General features: G+C 40.4%; 18 protein-coding genes and 1 other annotated feature. Of the genes, 2 read left to right on the forward strand and 16 right to left on the reverse strand.

Features of this window, described 5'->3' with window-relative positions; translation table 11 throughout:
* Positions 1-23 precede the first annotated feature (23 nt).
* Positions 24-3,125 (reverse strand): DNA polymerase III subunit alpha, encoded by a 3,102-nt coding sequence (locus tag MK405_RS03280; RefSeq protein WP_268704308.1) that lies wholly within the window; start codon positions 3,123-3,125, stop codon positions 24-26.
* Between the two features lie 386 nt (positions 3,126-3,511).
* Between MK405_RS03280 and MK405_RS03285 the strand changes: the two genes are divergently transcribed.
* Together MK405_RS03285 and MK405_RS03290 are read left to right on the forward strand one after the other, a co-directional pair.
* Positions 3,512-5,785: a Xaa-Pro dipeptidyl-peptidase gene (locus MK405_RS03285; protein WP_268704309.1), complete on the forward strand. Its 2,274-nt coding sequence runs from the start codon at positions 3,512-3,514 to the stop codon at positions 5,783-5,785.
* Between the two features lie 18 nt (positions 5,786-5,803).
* Positions 5,804-6,274 (forward strand): arginine repressor, encoded by a 471-nt coding sequence (locus tag MK405_RS03290; protein ID WP_001043015.1) that lies wholly within the window; start codon positions 5,804-5,806, stop codon positions 6,272-6,274.
* A gap of 35 nt (positions 6,275-6,309) precedes the next feature.
* On the opposite strand, the gene MK405_RS03295 is transcribed toward MK405_RS03290, so the two are convergent.
* From MK405_RS03295 to ppc, 15 genes are all read right to left on the reverse strand, one after another.
* On the reverse strand, positions 6,310-6,474 hold the full coding sequence (locus MK405_RS03295) for a hypothetical protein (protein WP_000502578.1): 165 nt from the start codon (positions 6,472-6,474) through the stop codon (positions 6,310-6,312).
* A gap of 9 nt (positions 6,475-6,483) precedes the next feature.
* A complete protein-coding gene (gene obgE, locus MK405_RS03300) occupies positions 6,484-7,794 on the reverse strand; it encodes a GTPase ObgE (RefSeq protein WP_268704310.1) in 1,311 nt (436 codons plus the stop codon).
* Positions 7,795-7,864: 70 nt separating this feature from the next.
* On the reverse strand, positions 7,865-7,999 hold the full coding sequence (locus MK405_RS03305) for a DUF4044 domain-containing protein (protein ID WP_000863851.1): 135 nt from the start codon (positions 7,997-7,999) through the stop codon (positions 7,865-7,867).
* A 30-nt stretch (positions 8,000-8,029) separates the two neighbouring features.
* On the reverse strand, positions 8,030-8,206 hold the full coding sequence (locus MK405_RS03310) for a PspC domain-containing protein (protein WP_007519479.1): 177 nt from the start codon (positions 8,204-8,206) through the stop codon (positions 8,030-8,032).
* Positions 8,207-8,238: 32 nt separating this feature from the next.
* Positions 8,239-9,564 carry a glycosyltransferase family 4 protein gene (locus MK405_RS03315; RefSeq protein ID WP_033605664.1) on the reverse strand — a complete coding sequence of 442 codons (1,326 nt, stop codon included), beginning with the start codon at positions 9,562-9,564 and terminating at the stop codon, positions 8,239-8,241.
* An 8-nt stretch (positions 9,565-9,572) separates the two neighbouring features.
* Positions 9,573-10,616, reverse strand: a complete 1,044-nt coding sequence (locus MK405_RS03320) for a glycosyltransferase family 4 protein (protein ID WP_061598506.1) — start codon at positions 10,614-10,616, stop codon at positions 9,573-9,575.
* A 112-nt stretch (positions 10,617-10,728) separates the two neighbouring features.
* Entirely contained in the window at positions 10,729-11,058 is a 330-nt protein-coding gene (locus MK405_RS03325) for a metal-sulfur cluster assembly factor (protein ID WP_061598633.1), read from the reverse strand.
* 13 nt (positions 11,059-11,071) lie between these two features.
* On the reverse strand, positions 11,072-12,181 hold the full coding sequence (gene rpoD / locus MK405_RS03330; protein WP_000201893.1) for an RNA polymerase sigma factor RpoD: 1,110 nt from the start codon (positions 12,179-12,181) through the stop codon (positions 11,072-11,074).
* A 2-nt stretch (positions 12,182-12,183) separates the two neighbouring features.
* On the reverse strand, positions 12,184-13,944 hold the full coding sequence (gene dnaG, locus MK405_RS03335) for a DNA primase (protein ID WP_268704311.1): 1,761 nt from the start codon (positions 13,942-13,944) through the stop codon (positions 12,184-12,186).
* A gap of 193 nt (positions 13,945-14,137) precedes the next feature.
* Positions 14,138-14,569 (reverse strand): hypothetical protein, encoded by a 432-nt coding sequence (locus tag MK405_RS03340; RefSeq protein WP_268704312.1) that lies wholly within the window; start codon positions 14,567-14,569, stop codon positions 14,138-14,140.
* A gap of 130 nt (positions 14,570-14,699) precedes the next feature.
* On the reverse strand, positions 14,700-15,371 hold the full coding sequence (locus MK405_RS03345; protein WP_268704313.1) for a TipC family immunity protein: 672 nt from the start codon (positions 15,369-15,371) through the stop codon (positions 14,700-14,702).
* A gap of 600 nt (positions 15,372-15,971) precedes the next feature.
* Positions 15,972-16,730, reverse strand: a complete 759-nt coding sequence (locus MK405_RS03350; protein WP_268704314.1) for an ABC transporter ATP-binding protein — start codon at positions 16,728-16,730, stop codon at positions 15,972-15,974.
* Positions 16,727-17,593 (reverse strand): ABC transporter permease, encoded by an 867-nt coding sequence (locus MK405_RS03355; RefSeq protein WP_000637255.1) that lies wholly within the window; start codon positions 17,591-17,593, stop codon positions 16,727-16,729. The genes MK405_RS03350 and MK405_RS03355 overlap by 4 nt, the downstream gene beginning before the upstream one ends.
* A gap of 65 nt (positions 17,594-17,658) precedes the next feature.
* Complete coding sequence (gene trpX / locus MK405_RS03360; protein ID WP_268704315.1) at positions 17,659-18,654, reverse strand: tryptophan ABC transporter substrate-binding protein; 996 nt, start codon at positions 18,652-18,654, stop codon at positions 17,659-17,661.
* 116 nt (positions 18,655-18,770) lie between these two features.
* Positions 18,771-18,987, reverse strand: a binding site (T-box leader).
* A gap of 96 nt (positions 18,988-19,083) precedes the next feature.
* A complete protein-coding gene (ppc, locus tag MK405_RS03365; protein ID WP_268704316.1) occupies positions 19,084-21,780 on the reverse strand; it encodes a phosphoenolpyruvate carboxylase in 2,697 nt (898 codons plus the stop codon).
* Between the last annotated feature and the right edge of the window lie 20 nt (positions 21,781-21,800).

Below are 21,800 nucleotides of genomic sequence, written 5' to 3' on the forward strand. Positions count from 1 at the left end.
AAATTCTTCTATTTTTCGTATTTTTAGCGATAAATCGTTTTCATGGTAATTTCCTTTAATTTCTCCTGTAAAGCAGGCTCTTTTTTTACAAAATGCCGTGTAGAAACAACCGTTTTTCCTTCCTCTTCATACCTGATAATGACAGGTATTGGGCCTTTGTATTGTTCTAGGATATTTGAAATCTCTTTATCGTATTCATGATTTTTAACTTGAATCCAGAATCGTTCCGCCACTGCTTCCTTCAAATCTAGTGCAATCATTTGCAGACGGCCATCTCGAGATTGAACCTTCCCATTGATATAGTAAAATTTCCCTTCGGAGAGGATGGGGGCGAATTTTCTATATTGATCTGAAAATACAGTCACATCCATCCGAGACTTACTGTCATGAACCTGTAGGAAAGCCATGTTCTCGCCCTTCTTGGTTCGAATCACTTTTAGTTTTTGCACTTCAACTAGGAGAGTAGCTTGAGCTCCCTCAGTAAGATTAGCAATCGGGGTCGTCGGATATAGGGCTTGTTTGGCAAGAGTTTGGAGAGGATGGGCACTGATACCTACCCCAATCAATTCCTGCTCCTTGTAAAATTTCTCCGTCTCAGTAAAATCATCAGCTTCAGTCCAACTATAGGTTGTATCCGCAAAGAGTCCACCTAACTCCTCAACAAAAACAAATAAGTTTGGTAGGTTCACTAAGATTTTCTGGCGATTCTTGTCAAATTCATCAAAGAGCCCTAGTTCAACCAAAGGAGTCAAAAGCGACAGTTTCTTGTAATTCTTGGGAAGACGTGTGACAAAATCTTCAATGCTTGAGAAAGGACGATTTTCGATGATCCAGTAAGAAAAATCTCTTGGGATGCCCTTAATGGCTTTTAGACCAAGATATATTTTCTTCTGAGCAATTTTATCGTGATAGGGAATGCTATTGATTGCTAACGGGGCTACTTCAAAGCCCATCTGCAATGCATCCACAATGTAATCGCTACTGGAATAATTCAACATGACTTGGAAGAAAATAGCAGGATAGTGTGTCTTGAAATAAGCAAGCTGGAAAGCCAGCGCTGAGTAGGCATAAGCGTGGGATCTGTTAAATCCATAGCCCGCAAACTTTTCCATCACTGCAAAGACTTGGTTAGCTTTTTCTTCTGAATGCCCCAATTTCATAGCTCCCGTGATAAAATCTTCCTTCATCAAATGCATCTCTTTAGCATTTTTCTTACCCATGGCTCGTCTGAGAATGTCAGCTTTACCAAGACTGAAACCTCCAAAGCGCTGAGCTACCTGCATGACTTGCTCTTGGTAGAGCATAATACCGTAGGTTGATGACAGAATGTTCTCCAAGACAGGATCCAGCACCGTCACCTTTTCTTTGCCGTGCTTCCGAGCGACAAAGTTATCAATATAATCACTAGCCCCTGGTCTGTTGAGGGAGGTTGTGGCTACTACCTCTTCAAAGACTTGTGGCTGAACTCGTTTCAAGAGTCGAATGGCACCAGGTTGTTCAAATTGGAAAATCCCCTTGGTATTTCCAGCAGCAAAGAGGGCAAGAGTTCCCTTGTCTTCCAAATCAATCTCTTCGATTTTCAGATGAATACCTTCTGACACAGCCAGTAATTCCTGCATTTTTTGGACAAAAGTTAAGTTACGCAGACCTAGGAAATCCATTTTTAAAAGGCCATTAGCTTCAACTGCATGTGCATCATATTGAGTGATCAGCATATCCTCACCGTATTTAAGTGGAATATAGTCTGTCAGGTCTTGGTCACTCATAACAACTCCTGCCGCATGGATAGAGGTCTGACGAGGATAACCTTCAATCTTTCGAGCAATCTCAAAAGCTTTTTGGTATTCAATCTTGCTATTGATAATCTGCCTAAACTGCAAATTCTTTTCATAGGCTGTCGTTAGCGTATCTCGGAAACTGATTTTTTTCGTAATATTTGTTAATTCGTACTCTGGAACGCCATAGCGTTTAAAAACATCACGAATTGCCTGTTTTGCTCCAAAGGTCGAATAAGTGACAATCTGTGCCACGTGTTGACTACCATACCGATCACGAACATAGCGAATGAACTCTGGTCTATAGAGGTCAGGGATGTCGATATCGATATCAGGCATGGTGTAACGCTCACGATTTAAAAAGCGCTCGAAAATCAGGTTCTTTTCAACCGGGTCAATTCCTGTAATATCCAGTGAGTAAGCTACTAGACTACCCACAGCAGACCCACGCCCCATTCCCATATAGTAGCCTTGGGAACGTCCAAAACGCAACAAATCCCAAACTACAAGAAAATAGTCGTCAAATCCCATATCATGAATCACAGCTAATTCCTCATTCAGTCGCTCATGATAAATAGCTGAGGTTAGCCCCTTGTCAATCAAGCCTTTCTCAGCTCTTGCTCGAAGCTCTTCCACCGCTGGTCTTTCAGGATTAAAGCGAGGAAGTTTTAAACTTGGGTCGATTTGATAGCTTACATTCTCTATCAAATCCTGGAGATTGGCAAGCGCCTGAGGGAAGCGATTTTTAAACCGAGCTTCTAAATCTGAGGCAGTTAGAAAGATCCCCTGTTGTGAATGCACATCCACTTCTCTTAGACTGACATTGTCCTTGACTGCTGACAAGATTTGTAAAACCTGTAGGTCTTCTTTGTCAAAAGAGTTGACTTGGTAGAGTGGAAGAATGGGTCTGGTAAAGACTTCTTGAGGAGCATCTGGACTGACACCGATATAATAGTCATAGCCTAAATCTAACTGTTCGACCCCATTAAAATAGGGAACAATAATAGCAACATCTTCGAGGTGGGAGGTGAAGTCAGACCAATTTTTCCGTCCAGTCATTTTTAAAGTGGATAACTTCATCAACTCTTGATAACCTTTAGTGGATAGGGCTAGAAAACGTAGAGAGAGATTCTCCTCATCTTTGACCAAGGTCATTTCTAAACCAATTAAAGGTTGAATGCCATGCTTACGAGTTGCTTCTAGAAAATGATAGGCTCCATAGAGATTATCCACATCCATGATAGCAAGGTGAGAATAGCCGTATTCTTTAGCCATTTGTACATATTTTTCAATCGAAACCACACTTTCCATAAAACTATAAACAGTCTTGGTGTCGAGCTGTGCAATCATTTCTTCTCCTCCTTGCTTTCGTTTTACTACTATTATACCATTTAAAGTTGGATATTGAAGCAACTCGGATGCTTTCTTTTTAACATCAGCATTTACACCCTCTCCGTCTTTCTTCCCTTTAATTTTTAATATTATAAGATGGATTTGAATGTCATTTTAGACATTTTTATACTAAGTAAAGTATAATAAAGCCGGATTCTATATGCAATTTCACATATAAAAAATTCTAAGAAAGAGCTTTTTATTATAGTATTTATTCATCATTTTATAATAACTTACTAAATAGGTATTCCGCTTCACGAAATTTCTTGCATTAAAGTTTATTTATTCCATTTTTCCTTATTTTTTGATATAATAAATTCAGTCTGTTTTCAAAGGAGAGAACCATGCGTTTTAATCAATTTAGCTATCTTCCGACCACTAGTTCTCAACAATTAGATGAATTAGCAAGTCTTGGTCTGGAATTGTCCCCTCAACTGCCCTTAAAAAAGCAATTTGAAGACTTCATCCGTTGGAGTTTTTTCACTTATTCTAACACGGATTATGCCTTATCCACTTTGGCTGCGGATAACGAAACAGATCTATTAACTTTTTTCCAATCAGAGCGTGATTTAACTGCTGATGTTTTCTACACGGTAGTTTTTCAACTTTTAGGGTTTAACTATCTTGTTGACTTTGAGGACGCCGAACAATTCCGTAAAGAAACTGGATTTCCTATTGTTTATGGAGATCTCATCGAAAATCTTTATCAGTTACTCAATACGCGAACGAAAAAAGGAAATACGCTCATCGACCAATTTGTTAGTGACGGACTCATTTTAGAAGACAATCACTACCACTACTTTAACGGTAAGAGCTTGGCAACCTTCTCTACTCATGATGTCATTCGTGAAGTCGTGTATGTCGAGAGTCGTGTGGATACTGATAAAGACGGTCTCCCTGACTTAGTCAAGGTCAGCATTATTCGCCCGCGTTATGATGGACAAATTCCTTCAGTTATGACTGCCAGCCCTTATCACCAAGGGACCAACGTCAAAGCTAGCGATAAAGCTCTCTACAAAATGGAAGGGGAGCTTGAGGTCAAACCTGCCCACACCATTCAGCTTGAGGAGCCCAAGCTGAATTTAGTCGAGCCTATCGGCCAAGCTGAACCCGTCTCTGAAGCTGAAGAAAAGTTAGCTCATATCAATAGCTCATACACTCTCAACGACTACTTCCTCCCACGTGGATTTGCCAATCTCTATGTATCGGGTGTTGGAACCAAAGATTCCCAAGGTCTCATGACCAATGGGGACTACCGGCAAATTGAAGCATATAAAAACGTGATTGACTGGCTTAATGGTCGTTGCCGTGCTTTCACAGACCACACACGCAAACGTCAAGTCAAGGCTGATTGGTCAAACGGCAAAGTTGCAACAACAGGAATTTCCTATCTAGGCACCATGTCCAATGGTCTCGCCACCACTGGTGTTGATGGCTTAGAGGTCATTATCGCTGAAGCAGGTATTTCCTCTTGGTACAACTACTATCGAGAAAATGGTTTGGTGACTAGCCCAGGTGGCTATCCAGGTGAGGATTTTGACTCACTTGCTGAATTGACCTACTCTCGCAACCTCCAAGCCGGTGACTATATTCGTGCCAATGAAGCTCATCAAGCAGACTTAGAAAAGGTTAAAGAGAAACTCGATCGCAAGACTGGTGACTACAATCAGTTTTGGCATGACCGCAACTATCTACTCAATGCTCACAAGGTTCAAGCTGAGGTCGTCTTTACGCATGGTTCTCAGGATTGGAATGTCAAACCTCTTCATGTTTACCAGATGTTTCATGCCCTTCCAACTCATATCAAGAAGCACCTCTTTTTCCATCATGGTGCCCATGTCTATATGAACAACTGGCAGTCAATTGACTTCCGCGAGTCCATGAATGCCTTGTTGAGTAAGAAATTGTTAGGACTTGACTCAAGCTATCAACTCCCTACTATCATCTGGCAGGACAATACTGAACCGCAAACATGGCAGAGCCTTGACGACTTTGGCAAACAGAATAAACTGCATACTTTCCCACTTGGAACTGAAGAAAAAGTAATTCAAAACCAGTATGATCAAAAAGATTTTGAACGTTATGGAAAGACTTACCAGACCTTCAACACTGAACTTTACCAAGGAAAAGCTAATCAGATCACCATTGACCTCCCAGTAAGTCAAGACATTCACTTAAATGGTCGAGTGGAGCTGAAACTTCGTGTCAAATCAAGTACAAACAAGGGCTTATTGTCTGCTCAAGTCCTCCAACTAGGACAACAGAAGTACCTTCAACCCTATCCAGCGGTTCAATCAGTCCGAACAATTGATAATGGTCGTTACCACATGTTAGAAAATCTCTGTGAACTGCCATTCAATCCAAGTGCTCAACGTGTCATCACTAAAGGCTACCTCAATCTTCAAAACCGAGATGATCTCTTGACAATCGAAGAAATCCAACCAAATGAATGGATGGACTTCAAGCTAGAGCTTCAACCAACTATTTACAAACTTAAGGAAGGAGACATTCTCCGCTTAGTGCTCTACACAACAGACTTTGAGATTACAATTCGAGATAATACAGACTATCACTTGACTGTTGATTTAGCACAATCTACTATCACTATTCCCTCATAAAAGGAGCTATTAACACTTATGAACAAATCTGAACACAGACACCAACTTATTCGTGCCCTCGTTTCAAAAAATAAAATCCATACCCAAGCGGAATTGCAAGCCTTGTTAGCCGAAAACGATATCCAAGTTACACAGGCTACCTTATCACGCGATATCAAAACCATGAACCTTTCAAAAGTACGAGAAGAAGATCATTCTTACTACGTGTTAAATACAGGCTCTATCTCCAAGTGGGAAAAACGTCTTGAAAATTATATGGAAGATGCTCTTGTTATGTTGCGTCCTGTCCAACACCAAGTTATTTTGAAAACCTTACCCGGTTTAGCTCAATCATTTGGATCTGTAATTGATTCCTTGGACTTTCCAGATGTCATTGCAACGCTTTGTGGAGATGATGTCTGCATGATTATCTGTGAGGATGCTACAAAAGCGCAAGCTTGTTTTGAAAGTCTTAAAAAATATGCACCACCATTTTTCTTTGGTGAATAACACAAATCCCGTGATCAAAAAATCACGGGAATTTTTTATTTCTTGGACTGTGTTTCTTCTTTCTTTGTACGTGCTAATCGAAGGGCACGTTTAGGGTTGAGACGATTAAACAATTCTTCTAGTTTCTTTTCATTCCATACATCTGCTGCAGAAACAAAATTTCCATCTGCATCTCGGAATGATATCGGTTTATCTCCCATATCAATCTCCTAGTCTACAAATTCAAACTCAAATTTACCGATGCGAACCAAATCACCATCTTTGGCTCCACGCGCACGAAGGGCTTCGTCAACCCCCATTCCACGTAACTGACGGGCAAACTTCATGACAGATTCGTCACGGTCAAAATTGGTCATGTTAAAGAGTTTCATCAGTTTTTCACCAGAAAGTACCCAAGTCGTATCATCATCACGGCTAATCTCAAAGGCTTTTTCTTCCTCATCAAAGCCGTAGTAAGCCTCTTCTTCCATATCAGACTCGTCATAGATCGGGAATTCTGGAGTCTTGTCTAATAATTCACCTGTCGCATCCAAAAGAGTCGCCAATCCTTGCTTGGTCAATCCAGAAATTGGGAAAATAGCTGGTAGTTCCTCAAACTCGTCGTAGCTTGCTGCCAATTTTTTCTTGAAGGCATCCAGATTTTCCTGACTTTCAGGCATATCCATCTTGTTGGCCACGATGATCTGTGGACGCTCCATCAGACGAAGGTTGTAGGATTCCAATTCCTTATTGATAGCAAGGTAATCTTCGTAAGGATCACGCCCTTCGCTAGCCGACATATCGATGATATGAAGGATGACACGTGTACGCTCGATGTGACGAAGGAACTGAGTTCCCAATCCAACACCTTGACTGGCCCCTTCAATCAAACCTGGAAGGTCTGCTACAGCAAACGATTCACCTGACTGCGTACGAACCATCCCTAGATTTGGGACAATTGTCGTAAAGTGGTAGGCACCAATTTTTGGCTTAGCAGAGGTAATCACGCTAAGAAGGGTTGATTTACCGACTGATGGGAAACCGACTAGACCAACATCTGCTAGGATCTTCAATTCCAGTTGCAACTCACGTTCCTGACCTGGTTCTCCATTCTCAGAGATTTCAGGGGCGGGATTTTTTGGTGTTGCAAAACGGATATTTCCACGACCACCACGACCACCATGTGCCACGATAAATTCTTGGCCATGCTCAATCAAGTCTGTAATAACTTTTCCTGTCTCAGCATCACGTACAGTAGTTCCCTGTGGCACACGAACACGAAGATCTTCTGCACCACGTCCATGCATCCCTTTGGTCATTCCTTTTTCACCAGAATCAGCCTTGAAATGACGGTTATAGCGGAAATCCATCAAGGTGCGCAGACCTTCGTCTACAACGAAAACAACGTTACCACCACGTCCACCATCACCGCCCCAAGGGCCACCATTCGGGACATATTTTTCACGGCGAAAGGCAACCATGCCATCGCCACCATTACCAGCCTTGACCTTGATCTTGGCTGTATCTAAAAACATACTCATATTTCTTCTCACTTTAAAAAGGCTGGGGAGAACCCAGTCATTAGTTATTGTTTCTATCCTCGCAGCTTGCTTAGAATCTGCTAAACGCTCCAAGTGCTGTCGCAAAGATACCAGCAAGGGTTACAAACAACATGATGAGCACGACAACAAGTGTCACTTTCTCAAACAATGTTTTTTTACGTTTTCCATTATCTCCAAAAGCCATAACTTCTCCTTTTCACTTTATAATTCTAGTTTAATAGTCTGTCGAAACTGGTGCAACCACCCATAAAATGATGTAAGCAAGGATTCCTGCTCCATAACAAAATGCAAGAACACCCCAAACAACACGAACAATTGTTGGGTCAATATCAAAATAATGGGCAACTCCTGCACAGACTCCACCAATTATTTGATTTTTTCCACTTCGCATTAATTTTTTCATAATATTTTCCTCTTATTCTATTATTTGAATTCATCTTTCCAATAATCTCTGATGCTGGATAATTGCTTCCGAGAAGCCCGCAAAATACGCTTAGACTCTTTTACTGGGCTTGTAACAGCCTGTTGGGGTAGATATAAAATCGTTTTCAAAAAGCGCTGACTGACAGGTTTCCCATCATGTAATTCATGTTCAAAGTTATTGGAGATAATGGCATCAAGGTAAAACTCATGTACTCGTTTTCCAAAGTTTTCAGCCGAAATTTCGTACAACTTATCCGCCAACTTTTGTTCAGACATATCCGGAGTAGCGATTAAGGCTTCAAGGATGGCCCCTGCTAACTCCTGTTCTCCATAGTAGAGGGTTCCAAACATTTTGTCACTGATCAGGTTATCAAGATAAGGATTGCCATGAGCAATGACGGGCGTTCCACTGGCTAAACTCTCTAGATAAGTTAATCCTTGGGTTTCACTAGTAGAGGCAGAGATGAAGAAATCTGCAGCCTTATAGTATAAGGCTGTCTCACTTGGAGCAATCATCCCTGTAAAAATCACATGTTTTTGCAGGTTTAATTTCACTGCTTGCTCTTTCAGACTATCCAGATAAGGACCATCTCCAGCAACGACCAGCTTTACTTTATCTTCTTCTTTCAATACTTCAGCAAAAGCATCTAGAACTGCTTGGATATTCTTCTCGTAAGAAATACGCGAAAGGCTCAGTAGCATTTTCTCGTCTTCCTGAATACCTAACTTCGAACGAAGTTCTTGCAAGTTTTCCTCTTTAATCTCAGGTCGTTCAAACTTAGCTAGCTCAATTCCGGTTGGAATGACACGTTTTTCAACCTTCACTTTGTATTTAGATAAAAGGTCCCGAACAATCTCGCTAGGACAGATCACTCCATCTACATCACGAAGGAACCCACGTACCAGATATTTTACCATACTTGGACGAATCAACATTCCCTTAGCAATATAATGCACATAGTCTTCGTACTGGGTATGGTAAGTATGGATAACAGGAATTCTCAATTCTCGTGCAATCCAAATCCCTAATAATCCAAGTGAAAATTCTGTCTGGGTGTGAATGATGTCGAGTTGATACTGCTTGGCGATTTCAAGTGCCTTTGTAAAACCTCGATAGGCAAATCGTCGATCCTTAAATGCAAAGAAAGGGACACTCGGAATGCGAATAATTTGCCAATCCTCGTAGCGATTCACATCTTTATCTGTTGTTGTAAAGATAAAAACTGCATGGCCTTGCTTCTCAAGCTCTGTCTTCAGGGTTCGAATACTGGTCGCAACCCCGGAAACCTGAGGAAAATAGGTGTCTGTAAATAAACCAATTCGCATAGATTACCTCACTTTTTACCTAGAGCAGCCTGTTCCCGATAAAATTTTAACCAAATTCCCAGTAAACGCTCTTCCGAATACTGCTTGGATATCCTTTTCGCTTTTTCTTTCAATTCTTTCAATGCTGCAGGATTTTCTTTATATTCTAGGATTGCTTCTCTCATCTCAGAGACATCACTTGTAGCACGATAATCTCCCTCAAGAATGACCTTATACAGGTCCAAATCCCTTAACATAATAGGAGCCTCGCAACTAGCTGCCTCTAAGATGGTCATAGGGAATAGTTCATTATAGCTAGGTAGTAAGAACAAATCAGCCAAAGCATACAGTTCCCGCATCCTCTCCGGTGACACAATACCTGGGAAAATTAGATTTTTAGGTGGATTATCCATAATCTTCTTATAGCGTTCATAACCATCTGTTATTCCACCAAATGAAAAACCACCAGCCCAGATAAAGGTAATTTCTGGCAATTCCTCCGCAAGACGAATAAAGTCATCAATTCCTTTACGTTTCTGGACCTGACCTGCACCGATAACAACAAACTGTTCTTCAGCTAAATCCATTTCCTGACGAAGTTTTGCTACTTGGTCAGCTGGCAATGGATGCCATTTTTCTTTATTTACAAAGTTTGGAATATAGGTTACTTTTTCACGTGGAATACCCGCAGCAACTAGATCCTCTATAAACATGGGATTAACCACCACCAGGTGTTCCATTCGGTTGTAAAAGGAAAAAACATAGCGTTTGACAATTCCTTTTAGGAAAAATGGAATCTTCAAACTCCCCTCAAGCGTATCAGGCAAAAAATGCACATAGCCAATTTTTCTCCCAGAGCGTTTCTTTTGGAAAGTAGATAAATAATAGGGGAAATCAATGGTATGAAAGTGGGTTACATCTGCCTCTACAGGAAGATTCTCCGTAACAATCAACTGATCTTTGGCATCACGATGAAGTAGACTCACCAATTCACGGTAGGCTCCTGACACTCCTTGACCAGCCACCTTTTCACTTGAACTTAGCATATTAATACGCAATTTTTTGTTTTCCATACTACTCATTATACCATTTTATTTCAAGAAAATCAGTAAAAGAAAGAAGAGACCAGAGGAAAATGGAGGAGCCCCTCTCTTTTCCAATCGTCTCTCGCAATTTTCCAATCGATTACTTAATTCCTAGGGCGATACGCGCATAGCGACTCATTTTTTCAACCGTCCAAGCTGGATACCAGACCAATTTGACCTCGGTATTAGTTACCTCAGGCACATCTGTCATCACATCGTGTATCTGGTCTGTCAAAAGGTCAGCCAATGGGCAGCCCATAGTTGTCAAGGTCATATCAATTTCAGTGTGACCTGTTTCACCATCAAAACGAATTTCATAAATCAAACCTAGGTTGACAATATCAATCCCCAACTCAGGGTCAATTACTTCTTCCAAGGCATTTAAAATACGTGTTTTGATCGTTTCAATTTGCTCTTCTGTATAAGCCATGTTCATCCTCACTCTAATCTTCAATAAAATCACGAAGCGGTTTGCTGCGACTTGGTTGACGCAATTTTCTCAGAGCCTTGGCCTCGATCTGACGGATACGCTCACGAGTTACGTTAAAGACTTTACCAACATCTTCAAGAGTACGCATTTTCCCATCATCTAGCCCGAAGCGCAAGCGCAAGACGTTTTCTTCACGGTCTGTGAGAGTATCCAAGACTTCATCCAACTGCTCACGCAAAACGATTCGAGTTGTGTAGTCTACTGGATTTTCAATCACTTCGTCTTCGATAAAGTCCCCAAGATGGCTATCGTCCTCTTCACCGATCGGTGTTTCAAGCGATACTGGTTCTTGAGCGATTTTCAAGATTTCACGCACCTTGTCAGGTGTCATATCCATACGCTCAGCGATTTGTTCAGGAGTTGGATCTTGCCCCAATTCTTGAAGGAGATTACGCTGTTCACGGACAAGCTTATTTATCGTTTCTACCATGTGGACAGGGATACGAATAGTACGCGCCTGATCAGCGATGGCACGAGTAATCGCCTGACGAATCCACCAAGTTGCGTAAGTAGAAAACTTAAATCCTTTTGAGTAGTCAAACTTGTCAACTGCCTTCATCAAGCCCATGTTTCCTTCTTGAATCAAGTCAAGAAACTGCATACCACGTCCTACATAGCGTTTAGCGATGGATACCACCAAACGAAGGTTGGCTTCCGCAAGACGTTGTTTAGCTTCGATATCACCTGCTTCAACTGCTAGAGCCAATTCTTTTTCTTCTTCGTTGGTCAAAAGAGGAACAACCCCAATTTCCTTCAAATACATACGGACAGGGTCATTAACCTTAGCAGAGGTAGAACCAATCAAATCCTCATCACTGAGCTCTGGCTCTTCTTCTGTACTAAGGACACGCGCACTTGGATTTCCTTCGTTATCAGTGATAGAAATTCCAGCATCCTGAATCCGTTGCAAAAGGTCTTCAATACCGTCTGCATCAAGGGTAAAAGGAATAACCAGACTTGAGTTGATTTCATCATCTGTTGCTGTTCCTGTTTTTTTGTGGTTACGGATAAAATCTGCTACTTGCACATCAAATGTGGTTACTTCTTTTTGTTTTGTTGCCATTATTACTCCATTCTTCTCTTTTGGGAAATCAATCGTTGCAATTCTTCCAAGGCTGTGTCTGTATCTCCTACATGACTAGCTTCCTGCACTTTCTTTTTAATTCGTAAGTTGTCCTTGCTGAGGAGGGCACGGTTTCGAGTTTCTTCGACTTCCGCGAGCTCCTGAGGCGACATCTCAGCTGGCAAATCCAGGCTAAGCACGTGGTACCAGGCATTTTCAACTTCAGGTGTCTGATGAGAAAGTTCCTCTGAGCCGATTTCTCCCTGCTCACTTAATAATTCGTAAAGAATCTGAAATTCTGGGGTATCAAAGAAAAAATCTTCTCTTAATCTGTAGTCATTTAACACAACTGGATTTTCAGCCATCCTATAAAGGAGATGAGCCTCTGCTCTCATGACTGCTGTCAATTGTCGCGTTACAGGTAAACTAATCGCTGCTGGAGGTTGCTCCTCTTTGACTCTCTCCTGCCTCTGAACAATCCGACTTTCATTTACAATCTGCTCCACCTGCTGGTAATCAAAGGAAGGTAGATTATCCGCCAGAATGTGAATATAAGAATTCTGGGCAGTGATAGACTTTTCCTTGGCGATCAAGGGAGCTATTTTTTCAATGAACTCGATTTGTGCCTGCAAGTTATCACTATTTTCTGGCTTGAGCTGGTGTATATAGAACTCTATAGGACTAATCCGAGTCTTGGTTAAGAGGTAGGCCAAATCTTCAGGAGAATTCTTTTGCAAATACTCATCTGGGTCCATAGCATCAGGTACTCGGACAACCTCCACTGAGAAATCTTTTAATTCTTCCAGAGCTTTGGCTGTCGCTGCCTGTCCTGCCTTGTCACCATCATAACTGAGAACAATCTTTTTGGTGAAGCGTTTGAGGTGCTCAACATGCTCCTTGCTCAGCGCTGTCCCCATAGAAGCCACAGCATTTTCTATACCAGCACGGTAGGCTGCGATCACATCCATGAAGCCTTCCATCAGATAGAGCTCTGTAATCTTACCTGTTCCCTTTTTTGCCTTGTCCAAATGATACAATTCGTAACTCTTGTTAAAAATTGCAGTCGAGCGACTATTTTTATACTTGGCAGTCTGACTATCCGTTTCTTGCCAGATACGACCTGAAAATGCAATAACCTGCCCCTTATCATTGGTCAAAGGAAAGATGATACGTCCGAAAAAAGTATCATAAAATTGATTGCCATCTGACAAGTAAAACAAGCCCGAATCCAATAAATCCTTTTCCTCAAACTTGTCAGATAAACGTTGGTAGAGATAGGTTCTCTCTGCTGGAGCCAGTCCAATTTGAAAGTGCTTCAGAACATCATCCGTCAATCCACGTTTGTAGAGATAAGCCCTTGCTTCTTCTCCCATCTTGGTCGTCATGAGGATGGCATGGTAAAAGCGGGCGGCTTCTTCATGCATATCATATAGAGCTTGATGAGGTGAGGCCTGTTGAGGACGAGACTGTACCGGCATAGCCAGTTGAATACCGACGCGCTCTCCTAAGAGCTGAACGGCTTCCATGAAGGACACGCCTTGGTATTCTTCGATGAACTTAAAAACATCTCCTGAACGCCCACAGCCAAAACAGTGATAAAACTGCTTGTCTTCCACAACGTTGAAAGAGGGGGTCTTTTCACCATGAAAAGGACAGAGCCCTAAATAGTTCCGTCCAGCCTTCTGTAAAGAAATCACATCACCTATGACTTCCACAATGTTGGCATTGTTTTTGATTTCTTCAATGACTTGCTTGTCAACCATACACAATACCTCCATCTTATCATAGTTTTACGTTAACTAGTATAGCTTATTTCTGAAAAAAAGTAAACCATTTCATACGCTTTCCCTACTTATATTTCATAAAAACTCACTGTTATCCTGTTATCGGAAATCTTCTCCTTAACTCCTCCAACTTCTCCTTTTATTTTCTTGTAAGATTGCTCATAAGTTATTTTTATTTTGCTTGTTCTTGAAGATTATTTTTCAGTATTCTGCTAATATATTGTCCATCTTTTCTGCTGATACAAGCCGTTGCAAAAGTCATGGGTGCTTTATATACTTCTCCTCGATAGGAAGGATCAACCAACACAGGCATGGAATAATAAGCATTCTTTTTATTCTTTAGGTCAATGAACCACTTTCCACCTAAGTGCTTGCGGAAGGTTTCTCCGATATAGACAGTTAAATAATCCAAGACTTTTCTATCCTCTATCAAGACATGGTGATTTTCATAATGAGCCAAAATCCAAGCCTCCAAATCATCCAAGGACTGCATGCTATAGTCCAAGATTAAATTTTGCTCTTGGGCAAAATCCTTAGTAAAATAATCCATTTTAAATTCAATCTGGAAAATCCATTCCTGAAAGTCTTCTTGTGTGTAAGTCATTTTTTACCTCCATAAACAATATGTTTTATTGAATTTTTTTCACTTTGAATGACTTATTATTATCCTAGATATCCTTGATTTTGATATTTTCTTAAAAGTATAGGAAAAATAAGTTTGAGTCGGCTCCATCCTATTCAGAAAAACTTAGTGGCACAATCTCTACATCCCCAAGATTATCAACCGAGTAACGTTGACTACCATTTTTAAACCAGCGTTCTAGAACGACATCATAGAGCATGAAGTGGGATTTTTCTTTAATCCAAGCTTCATCAATCCCATAAGGCTTTAAATACTCTAGTACTTCGTTTGGATTTGTTATCTGAAAATTTGGTAAGCCTTTAGTCGAGCTAAAACTATAGGAACTTTTTAAATGTAGCTCTAAATCAGATTCTTTTCCACTCTTCACTTCTATATTATAACCAATTAACCCGTAAGCTAATGATTGATCAGATTCTGAAATTTCAATAGTTTGTTTGAGCATCTTATCTCTATAATCATAGTCAATAAAAAGATATCTGCCATTAGGTAACGATCGTCTATACTCAATTAGAAATGTTTCTTCAATACCTACATACACTAATATAGTTTCACTCTCAGATAAGCCTGATTCAAGACTCATACCAACTATAATATCCTTATCGCGATATGATTCACCTCCGTCAACGGCTGTACTAAAATCAGCGAGGCCAGGTAAAACACCACTATTTATCTCTGCATAGTTCATTTCTAAAAAAACATTACTTAAAGATTCATGCACTCCTTTATAATAATACTTTTGATAGACACGATATAGACCAAACAAAGTTAGAAAAACTAATAAAATTATGAGTACGATTTTTAAAATTTTTTTATCTACCTTTTTCCTTACTTAAACCTTGGATAAGCTGAAGGTCACTTATAGATTTGTATTCATTATTCTTTGACTGCTTCAATATTCTTAGATTTGAACAATCAAATCTATCAATTCGTTAATTTGCATGAATATCCTTTTAAATCTAGGTTTAGAATTACCATAATATAAAAGTTTTAGAAATCTTCGAAGTGTTTGAACTGCTACTTTTTTAATTTTTAAACCATTCGATAGCTCGAACTGTCAAAAACTCTGAGAATTGACGAATTCTATGTCTAGAATGGCTGATTTTAAATTCTATCTTGAATGGTTCTGAAAAATTTTTGGTTTACCACTTTAAAAGATGACATTCTATCACTTTCTCAACTCTTTAATCTTAAAGAGTCTAGGAATAATCTTATATTTATACTCCATGCTAATACTTATTATACTATAAAATGAAGCAACTTGGACAAGTGCACCAATTCATCTAATTATGAAACTAAAAAACCTAGAAACATCTGCATGTTTCTAAGTTAATCTTCACTATTTTTTGATCAAATACTGGCTCATCTATTCAAATAATTGATAGTAGTCTGAGATTTTCATCTTAGCTTTTTCTTCTTTATTGAGATCTTGGATGATACGGCCTTCCTTCATGACTATCAGACGATTGCCATACTTTAGTGCATCTTCCATATGGTGGGTAATCATCAAAGCTGTTAGATGATCCTTGCTGACAAAGTCATCTGTTAACTCCATCAAGGCAACACTAGTCTTTGGGTCGAGAGCTGCTGTGTGTTCATCCAACAAGAGCAACTCTGGTCGCTTCAAGGTTGCCATCAAGAGACTCAAGGCCTGACGTTGTCCACCTGAAAGAAACTCAATCGGAGTATCTAGATGCTTTTCAAGACCATTTCCCACTTTTTCAATGGTAGCCTGAAACTCTTCCCTATAGCTTGAAAGCCTTCTAGGAAGGAGTCCTCTCTTCTCACCACGAAACTTGGCAATTAAGAGATTTTCCGCCACCGTCATACGGGGAGCCGTACCCATCTTAGGATCCTGAAAGACACGAGACAAGTACTTAGCCCGCTTTTCAGGTGAAAAATTCGTCACGTCCTCGCCCATGATATGGATACTTCCACTTGTTAAAGGTAAGGTACCTGCAATAGTGTTAAAAAGCGTTGACTTCCCCGCTCCATTTCCCCCTAAGATGGTAATGAAATCATGTTCGAAAATTTCAAGAGAAACATCATTCAGAATGATTTTTTCCTCATCAAAGCCATTCGTGATAACTTTGGTAGCATTTTTTAATTCTACAATTGCTGTCATTTGCTAAACTTGACTCCTTTCAGGTATTTGCTTTTGAAGGTTGGAATCATAAGGCAAACTGCCAAAATCAAGGCGCTGTATAAACGAAGATAACTTGTGTTAAACCCAAGAGCAATCACTCCCCAAACGAGGAACTGATAAGCGATAGAGCCTACAACGATGGTCATAAGTCGCTCTGCCAAGGTCAAACTCTTGAACAATACCTCACCAATAATCAAGCTAGCAAGCCCTACGACAATCACTCCGATTCCTCGTGAAACATCCGCGTATCCTTCCTGTTGAGCAATTAAAGCCCCTGCAAGCGCGATAATCCCATTTGAGAGAACCAAGCCCATGAGTTCCATACGTCCCGTATTGATACCAAAGCTACGAGCCATATCAGGGTTGTCACCTGTAGCGATGTAGGCCTGACCTAGTTTAGTATCTAGGAAAAAGAGCATAAGACCAATTACAAGAGCTACAAAGATTAATCCAGTCAGGAGTTGGTTAAGGTCTGAATCAAAAGGCAAGACATCCTGAATTTGCTTGGTTCCAAGAAGCCCCAGATTAGCACGCCCCATAATCATGAGCATGATGGAATGGCAGGAAGTCATTACTAAAATTCCTGATAAGAGGGTTGGGATTTTTCCTTTGGTATATAAGAGTCCCGTCGCCATTCCAGCTAGGCATCCCGCTCCTACTGCAGCTAAGGTCGCTAAAAACGGATTGACTCCCTGCGTTATTAAGGTTACAGCTACTGCTCCCCCTAGAGGAAAAGAGCCCTCAGTAGTCATATCTGGAAAATTCAAAATTCGGAAAGTCATAAAGATTCCCAAACCTAGAATCGCCCAAACCATCCCCTGAGAAATAATGGATACTATCATAATCTTTCACTCATTTCTTTCTTTAGTAAAAATGGGAGGAGATGTCTCCAACTCCCCCTTTATCCTTATTCAATCACTTGCCCCGCTTCTTTTAGAACGGACTCAGGGATTGTGATGCCAAGTTCCTGTGCTAGTTTTTTGTTGATCACTGACTTACCAGTTGAAAAGACATTAACTGGAGTATCAGCCGGTTTTTCACCTTTCAAAACTTTGGCAATCATTTTACCAGTAGCCACTCCAAGATCGTGTTGGTCAACTACTACAGATGCTAATCCACCTGCTTCTACCATGGCAGTGGCACTTGGGTAGATTGGCTTTTTAGCTGTTTGATTGCTTGAAACAACTGTTGAGAATGCGGATGCAATGGTGTTGTCAATTGGAACCCAAATCGCATCAACCTTACTTGTCATGACATTAACTGTTGAAGCAATTTCGTTAGTCGATGGAACGGCAAATGGTTCGACTGTCAAGCCTGCTTTTTCAGCATAAGCCTTGAATTCTTCTACCTGTGTTTTTGAGTTATCTTCGCTACTTGAGTAGAGAGCGCCGATTGTTTTGACATCTGGTGTGAGGGTTTTAATCAACTCTACTTGTTGTTCAGCAGGGTTATGGTCTGATACCCCTGTAATGTTGCCACCTGGTTTTTTCAAATCTTTGACCAAGTTAGCACCGATTGGGTCTGTAATAGCAGCCATGATAACTGGTAGATCTTTAGTAGCACTTGCAAGTCCTTGAGCTGCTGGTGTTGCAATCCCAACAACTACATCGTTTCCATTTGCCACCAATTGTTTACTCATGGTTGCAACCTTGCTCTGATCGCCTTCAGAGTTCATAAAGTCGATTTTTACTTGGTCGTCCTTATAGCCTTCTTCAGCTAGTCCATCTTGAATCCCTTGGTAAATCAAGTCCAAGGATGGATGACTAACAAATTGAAGGACACCAACCTTAGCAACCTTTTGCTCTTCCTTAGCTACCGGCTTGTTCATAGATGAATAAATCAAGCTAGCCACTACCAATACTGCTAATCCAGCGATAATTCCCATTAAACGTTTATTTTTCATATTCTTTCTCCTTTTAAATCACTTGTATAATGCTCTTTTCAACAAAACAAGCGATTCCATCGTTTAAATTCCAATATCTTTCCTCCCATAGAAAAAGTCCTCACACAAAAAACTTGTGTGAGGACGTCGATGCGCGGTGCCACCTCAATTATAGGGAATATCCCTATCGCTCTTTCTCGCAATAACGAGTTGCACTGTAAGGTGTGCTCACCGAATTCTTATGATTTCAAATTCTTAAGTACATTCAGCCCAATTTTCATCACTTTCATCTATCTGTTTCCACCAACCACAGACTCTCTAAAAAACTTCAATGATTACTTTCTGAATGTTTAAATTATATCATTTTTCAACTACTTGTCAAGACTATTTTTAGAATTTTTTAAACAATTCAAAAACTTCCCCTTGAAAAAAGAGGAAGTTTGTAGAATATCAGCCTGAATTACGCAAACCGGTTGCAATTCCGTTGATAGTTGTATGGATCAGTTTTTCTTCGTCAACTGACAATTCGCCGCGACGTTGACGTTTGATCAACTCCAACTGGATGTAGTTAAGGATATTAAAGTAAGGCATACGATAGTTTAGGCTGTCTTTTAGGTAAGAGTTTTCTGCCAAAAGTTCGTCATAGCCTTCAATAGCTAAAATAACGTCCTTAGTCAACTGCCATTCATCTAAAATAGTGTAGTAGATAGCCTGCACTTCTTCATCTTCACAGAGCTTGGCATATTCAAAAGCAATGTTCATGTTAGACTTAGATAAGACCATGTCCACATTGGAAAGAAGAGATTGGAAGAAAGGCCAGTTTTGGTACATGTCATGAAGAAACTCGATATTCTTCGGATCTTGATCTATGAACTCTTTAAAGCTTGATCCCACACCATACCATCCTGGGAACATGACACGACTTTGTGACCATGAGAAGACCCAAGGAATGGCACGTAGACCACCGATTTCAGTGATGGTCTTACGAGCTGCTGGACGCGAACCAATATTGAAGCTGGAAATAGCCTTGATTGGGCTTGACTCGAAGAAATAGTCATAGAAATGTTCATTTCCAAAGACCAAATCACGATAGATATCGTAGCTACGGTCCACCACTTGATCCATAACAGCTTCATAACGATTTGACGTGTTGGTATCGCTCTTCTTCTTGGTAATCATACGGTTAATGGCTGCAGAAACCAACATTTCAAGGTTATAATAGGCAGCATCTTTATTACCGTATTTGTTTCCAATGACTTCTCCTTGCTCAGTCAGACGGATACGGTCCTTGATAGACTTGAGCGGTTGAGATGTGATGGCTTCATAAGTTGGGCCACCACCACGACCTACAGTACCACCACGACCATGGAAGAAGGTAACTTTAACGCCAAATTCATCCCCGATAGCAGTCAGTTGTTGTTGTGCTTTATAGAGAGTCCAACATGATGATAGATAACCACCATCCTTGTTACTATCAGAGTAACCAAGCATGATTTCTTGGTAGTTGTCTTTTGAAGCAATCCATTTTTTAGCCAATGGAAGAGAGAAATATCTTCTCATGGTTTCTTCCGAGTGATCCAAGTCTTCAATCGTTTCAAAGAGGGGAACAATCTGAACGCGCGCTTTTTGAGCATCCACCAAGCCTACTTCCTTGAGCATGATGGCTAATTCTAGCATATCAGATACACTTGTCGCGTGAGAGATGATAGTTTGGCGAATGACATTTTCCCCCAGTTTATCCTTCAACTTACGAGCAGTTTTGAAGATAGACAATTCTTTCTCAAGCAGTTCTGACTTTTCAGCATTAGTAGCTGAGAGGATACGAGGATCTTCTTCCAACTCTTTTAAGAGGAGGGCGCATTTTTCATCTTCAGAGAGATCGCTATAATGGTCGTTGATGCCAGCAGATGCTAACAATTCAGCCACACAGGCTTCATGAACACTAGAGTCTTGACGCATGTCAATAGAAGCAAGGTAGAAGCCAAAGATTTCAACGGCTTGCATCAGTTCAACAAATTCTCCTGAAATCAGGTATTCTCCCTTGTTCTCAAGGAGAGAATCTCGAATGGCCAACAAGTCTTGATAGAATTCATCTGCAGTAGCATATCTAGGCTGAAGATCCTTATCTTCAATGAGATAAGCTTTAGTTGCCTGCATCTTAGCTTGGATATCAAAAAGAGCACGACGATAGAGTTCTTTTTCGCGATAAATGGAGTTATCTTGTGACTTCAGCGCCATCTCACGAACTTTATCACTGACATTCACGATACTGGTTGACAGTGAAAATTCACGATAAAGATTATAAATCTTTTCATCGTAGTAGTTCATGATGACTTCGCACTGAGTCAAAGCTGATTTATTGAGGGTTTCCGCTGTTACGAAAGGATTTCCATCACGGTCTCCTCCAATCCACATCCCCATAGTAATTGGTTTTGGATGTTGGAGCTCAATTCCTTGTTCTTTAGCTAGTTTCTTATATTCAGCCGTTAAACGCGGAACAGCATTCAGGAAGGAACTTTGATAGTACTCCATCACGTTCGTGATTTCGTTAGTTACTTTCAACTTCTTCTCACGAATCATGTCTGTTTGCATGATAATTTCAATGTAACGACGGAGATCCATGTTCCATTTTTCTTTATTAATCAAGCCTAGTTTGACATCACGGTACTTGCGCAAGAGCGTATGGATATGGTTGGTCAAGTCCAGCATACTCTTGCGTTGTACTTGCGTTGGATGGGCGGTCAAGACAGGAACGACATTTAACTTTTCTAAAATTTCAGCTGCATTTTCTTTTTCAGCTACCATCTTTATGGTTGTAGACAATTTCCCTAGATAGTCTTGGTCCACATTGTTCTGGTGGTTAATTTTATAGGCTAAGTCCACATCCTCAGATATATTAATCAAGAGTGGAAGGATAGAGAAATAACGAGAAATGTAAATCATTTCTTCATTGGAAAGACTGGTCACTAGGTCATTGAGCCCTTGATAATTCTCGCTAGTTGATAATTCCTTCAACTGGATAATCTTTTCAAAGGTTTCTGGCGCCAGCATATTTTTTGTGATATCTTCTAATAGCTCAGTCAGAATCAAGACTTCTTCTTGGACGACTGCTTTATTACTATAGTTTTCTAATTTTTGAAGAGACATATACTTTCCTTTCCATACAA

The sequence above is a fragment of the Streptococcus oralis genome (assembly GCF_026782345.1).
GTDB classification, from domain to species: Bacteria; Bacillota; Bacilli; order Lactobacillales; family Streptococcaceae; genus Streptococcus; species Streptococcus oralis_CK.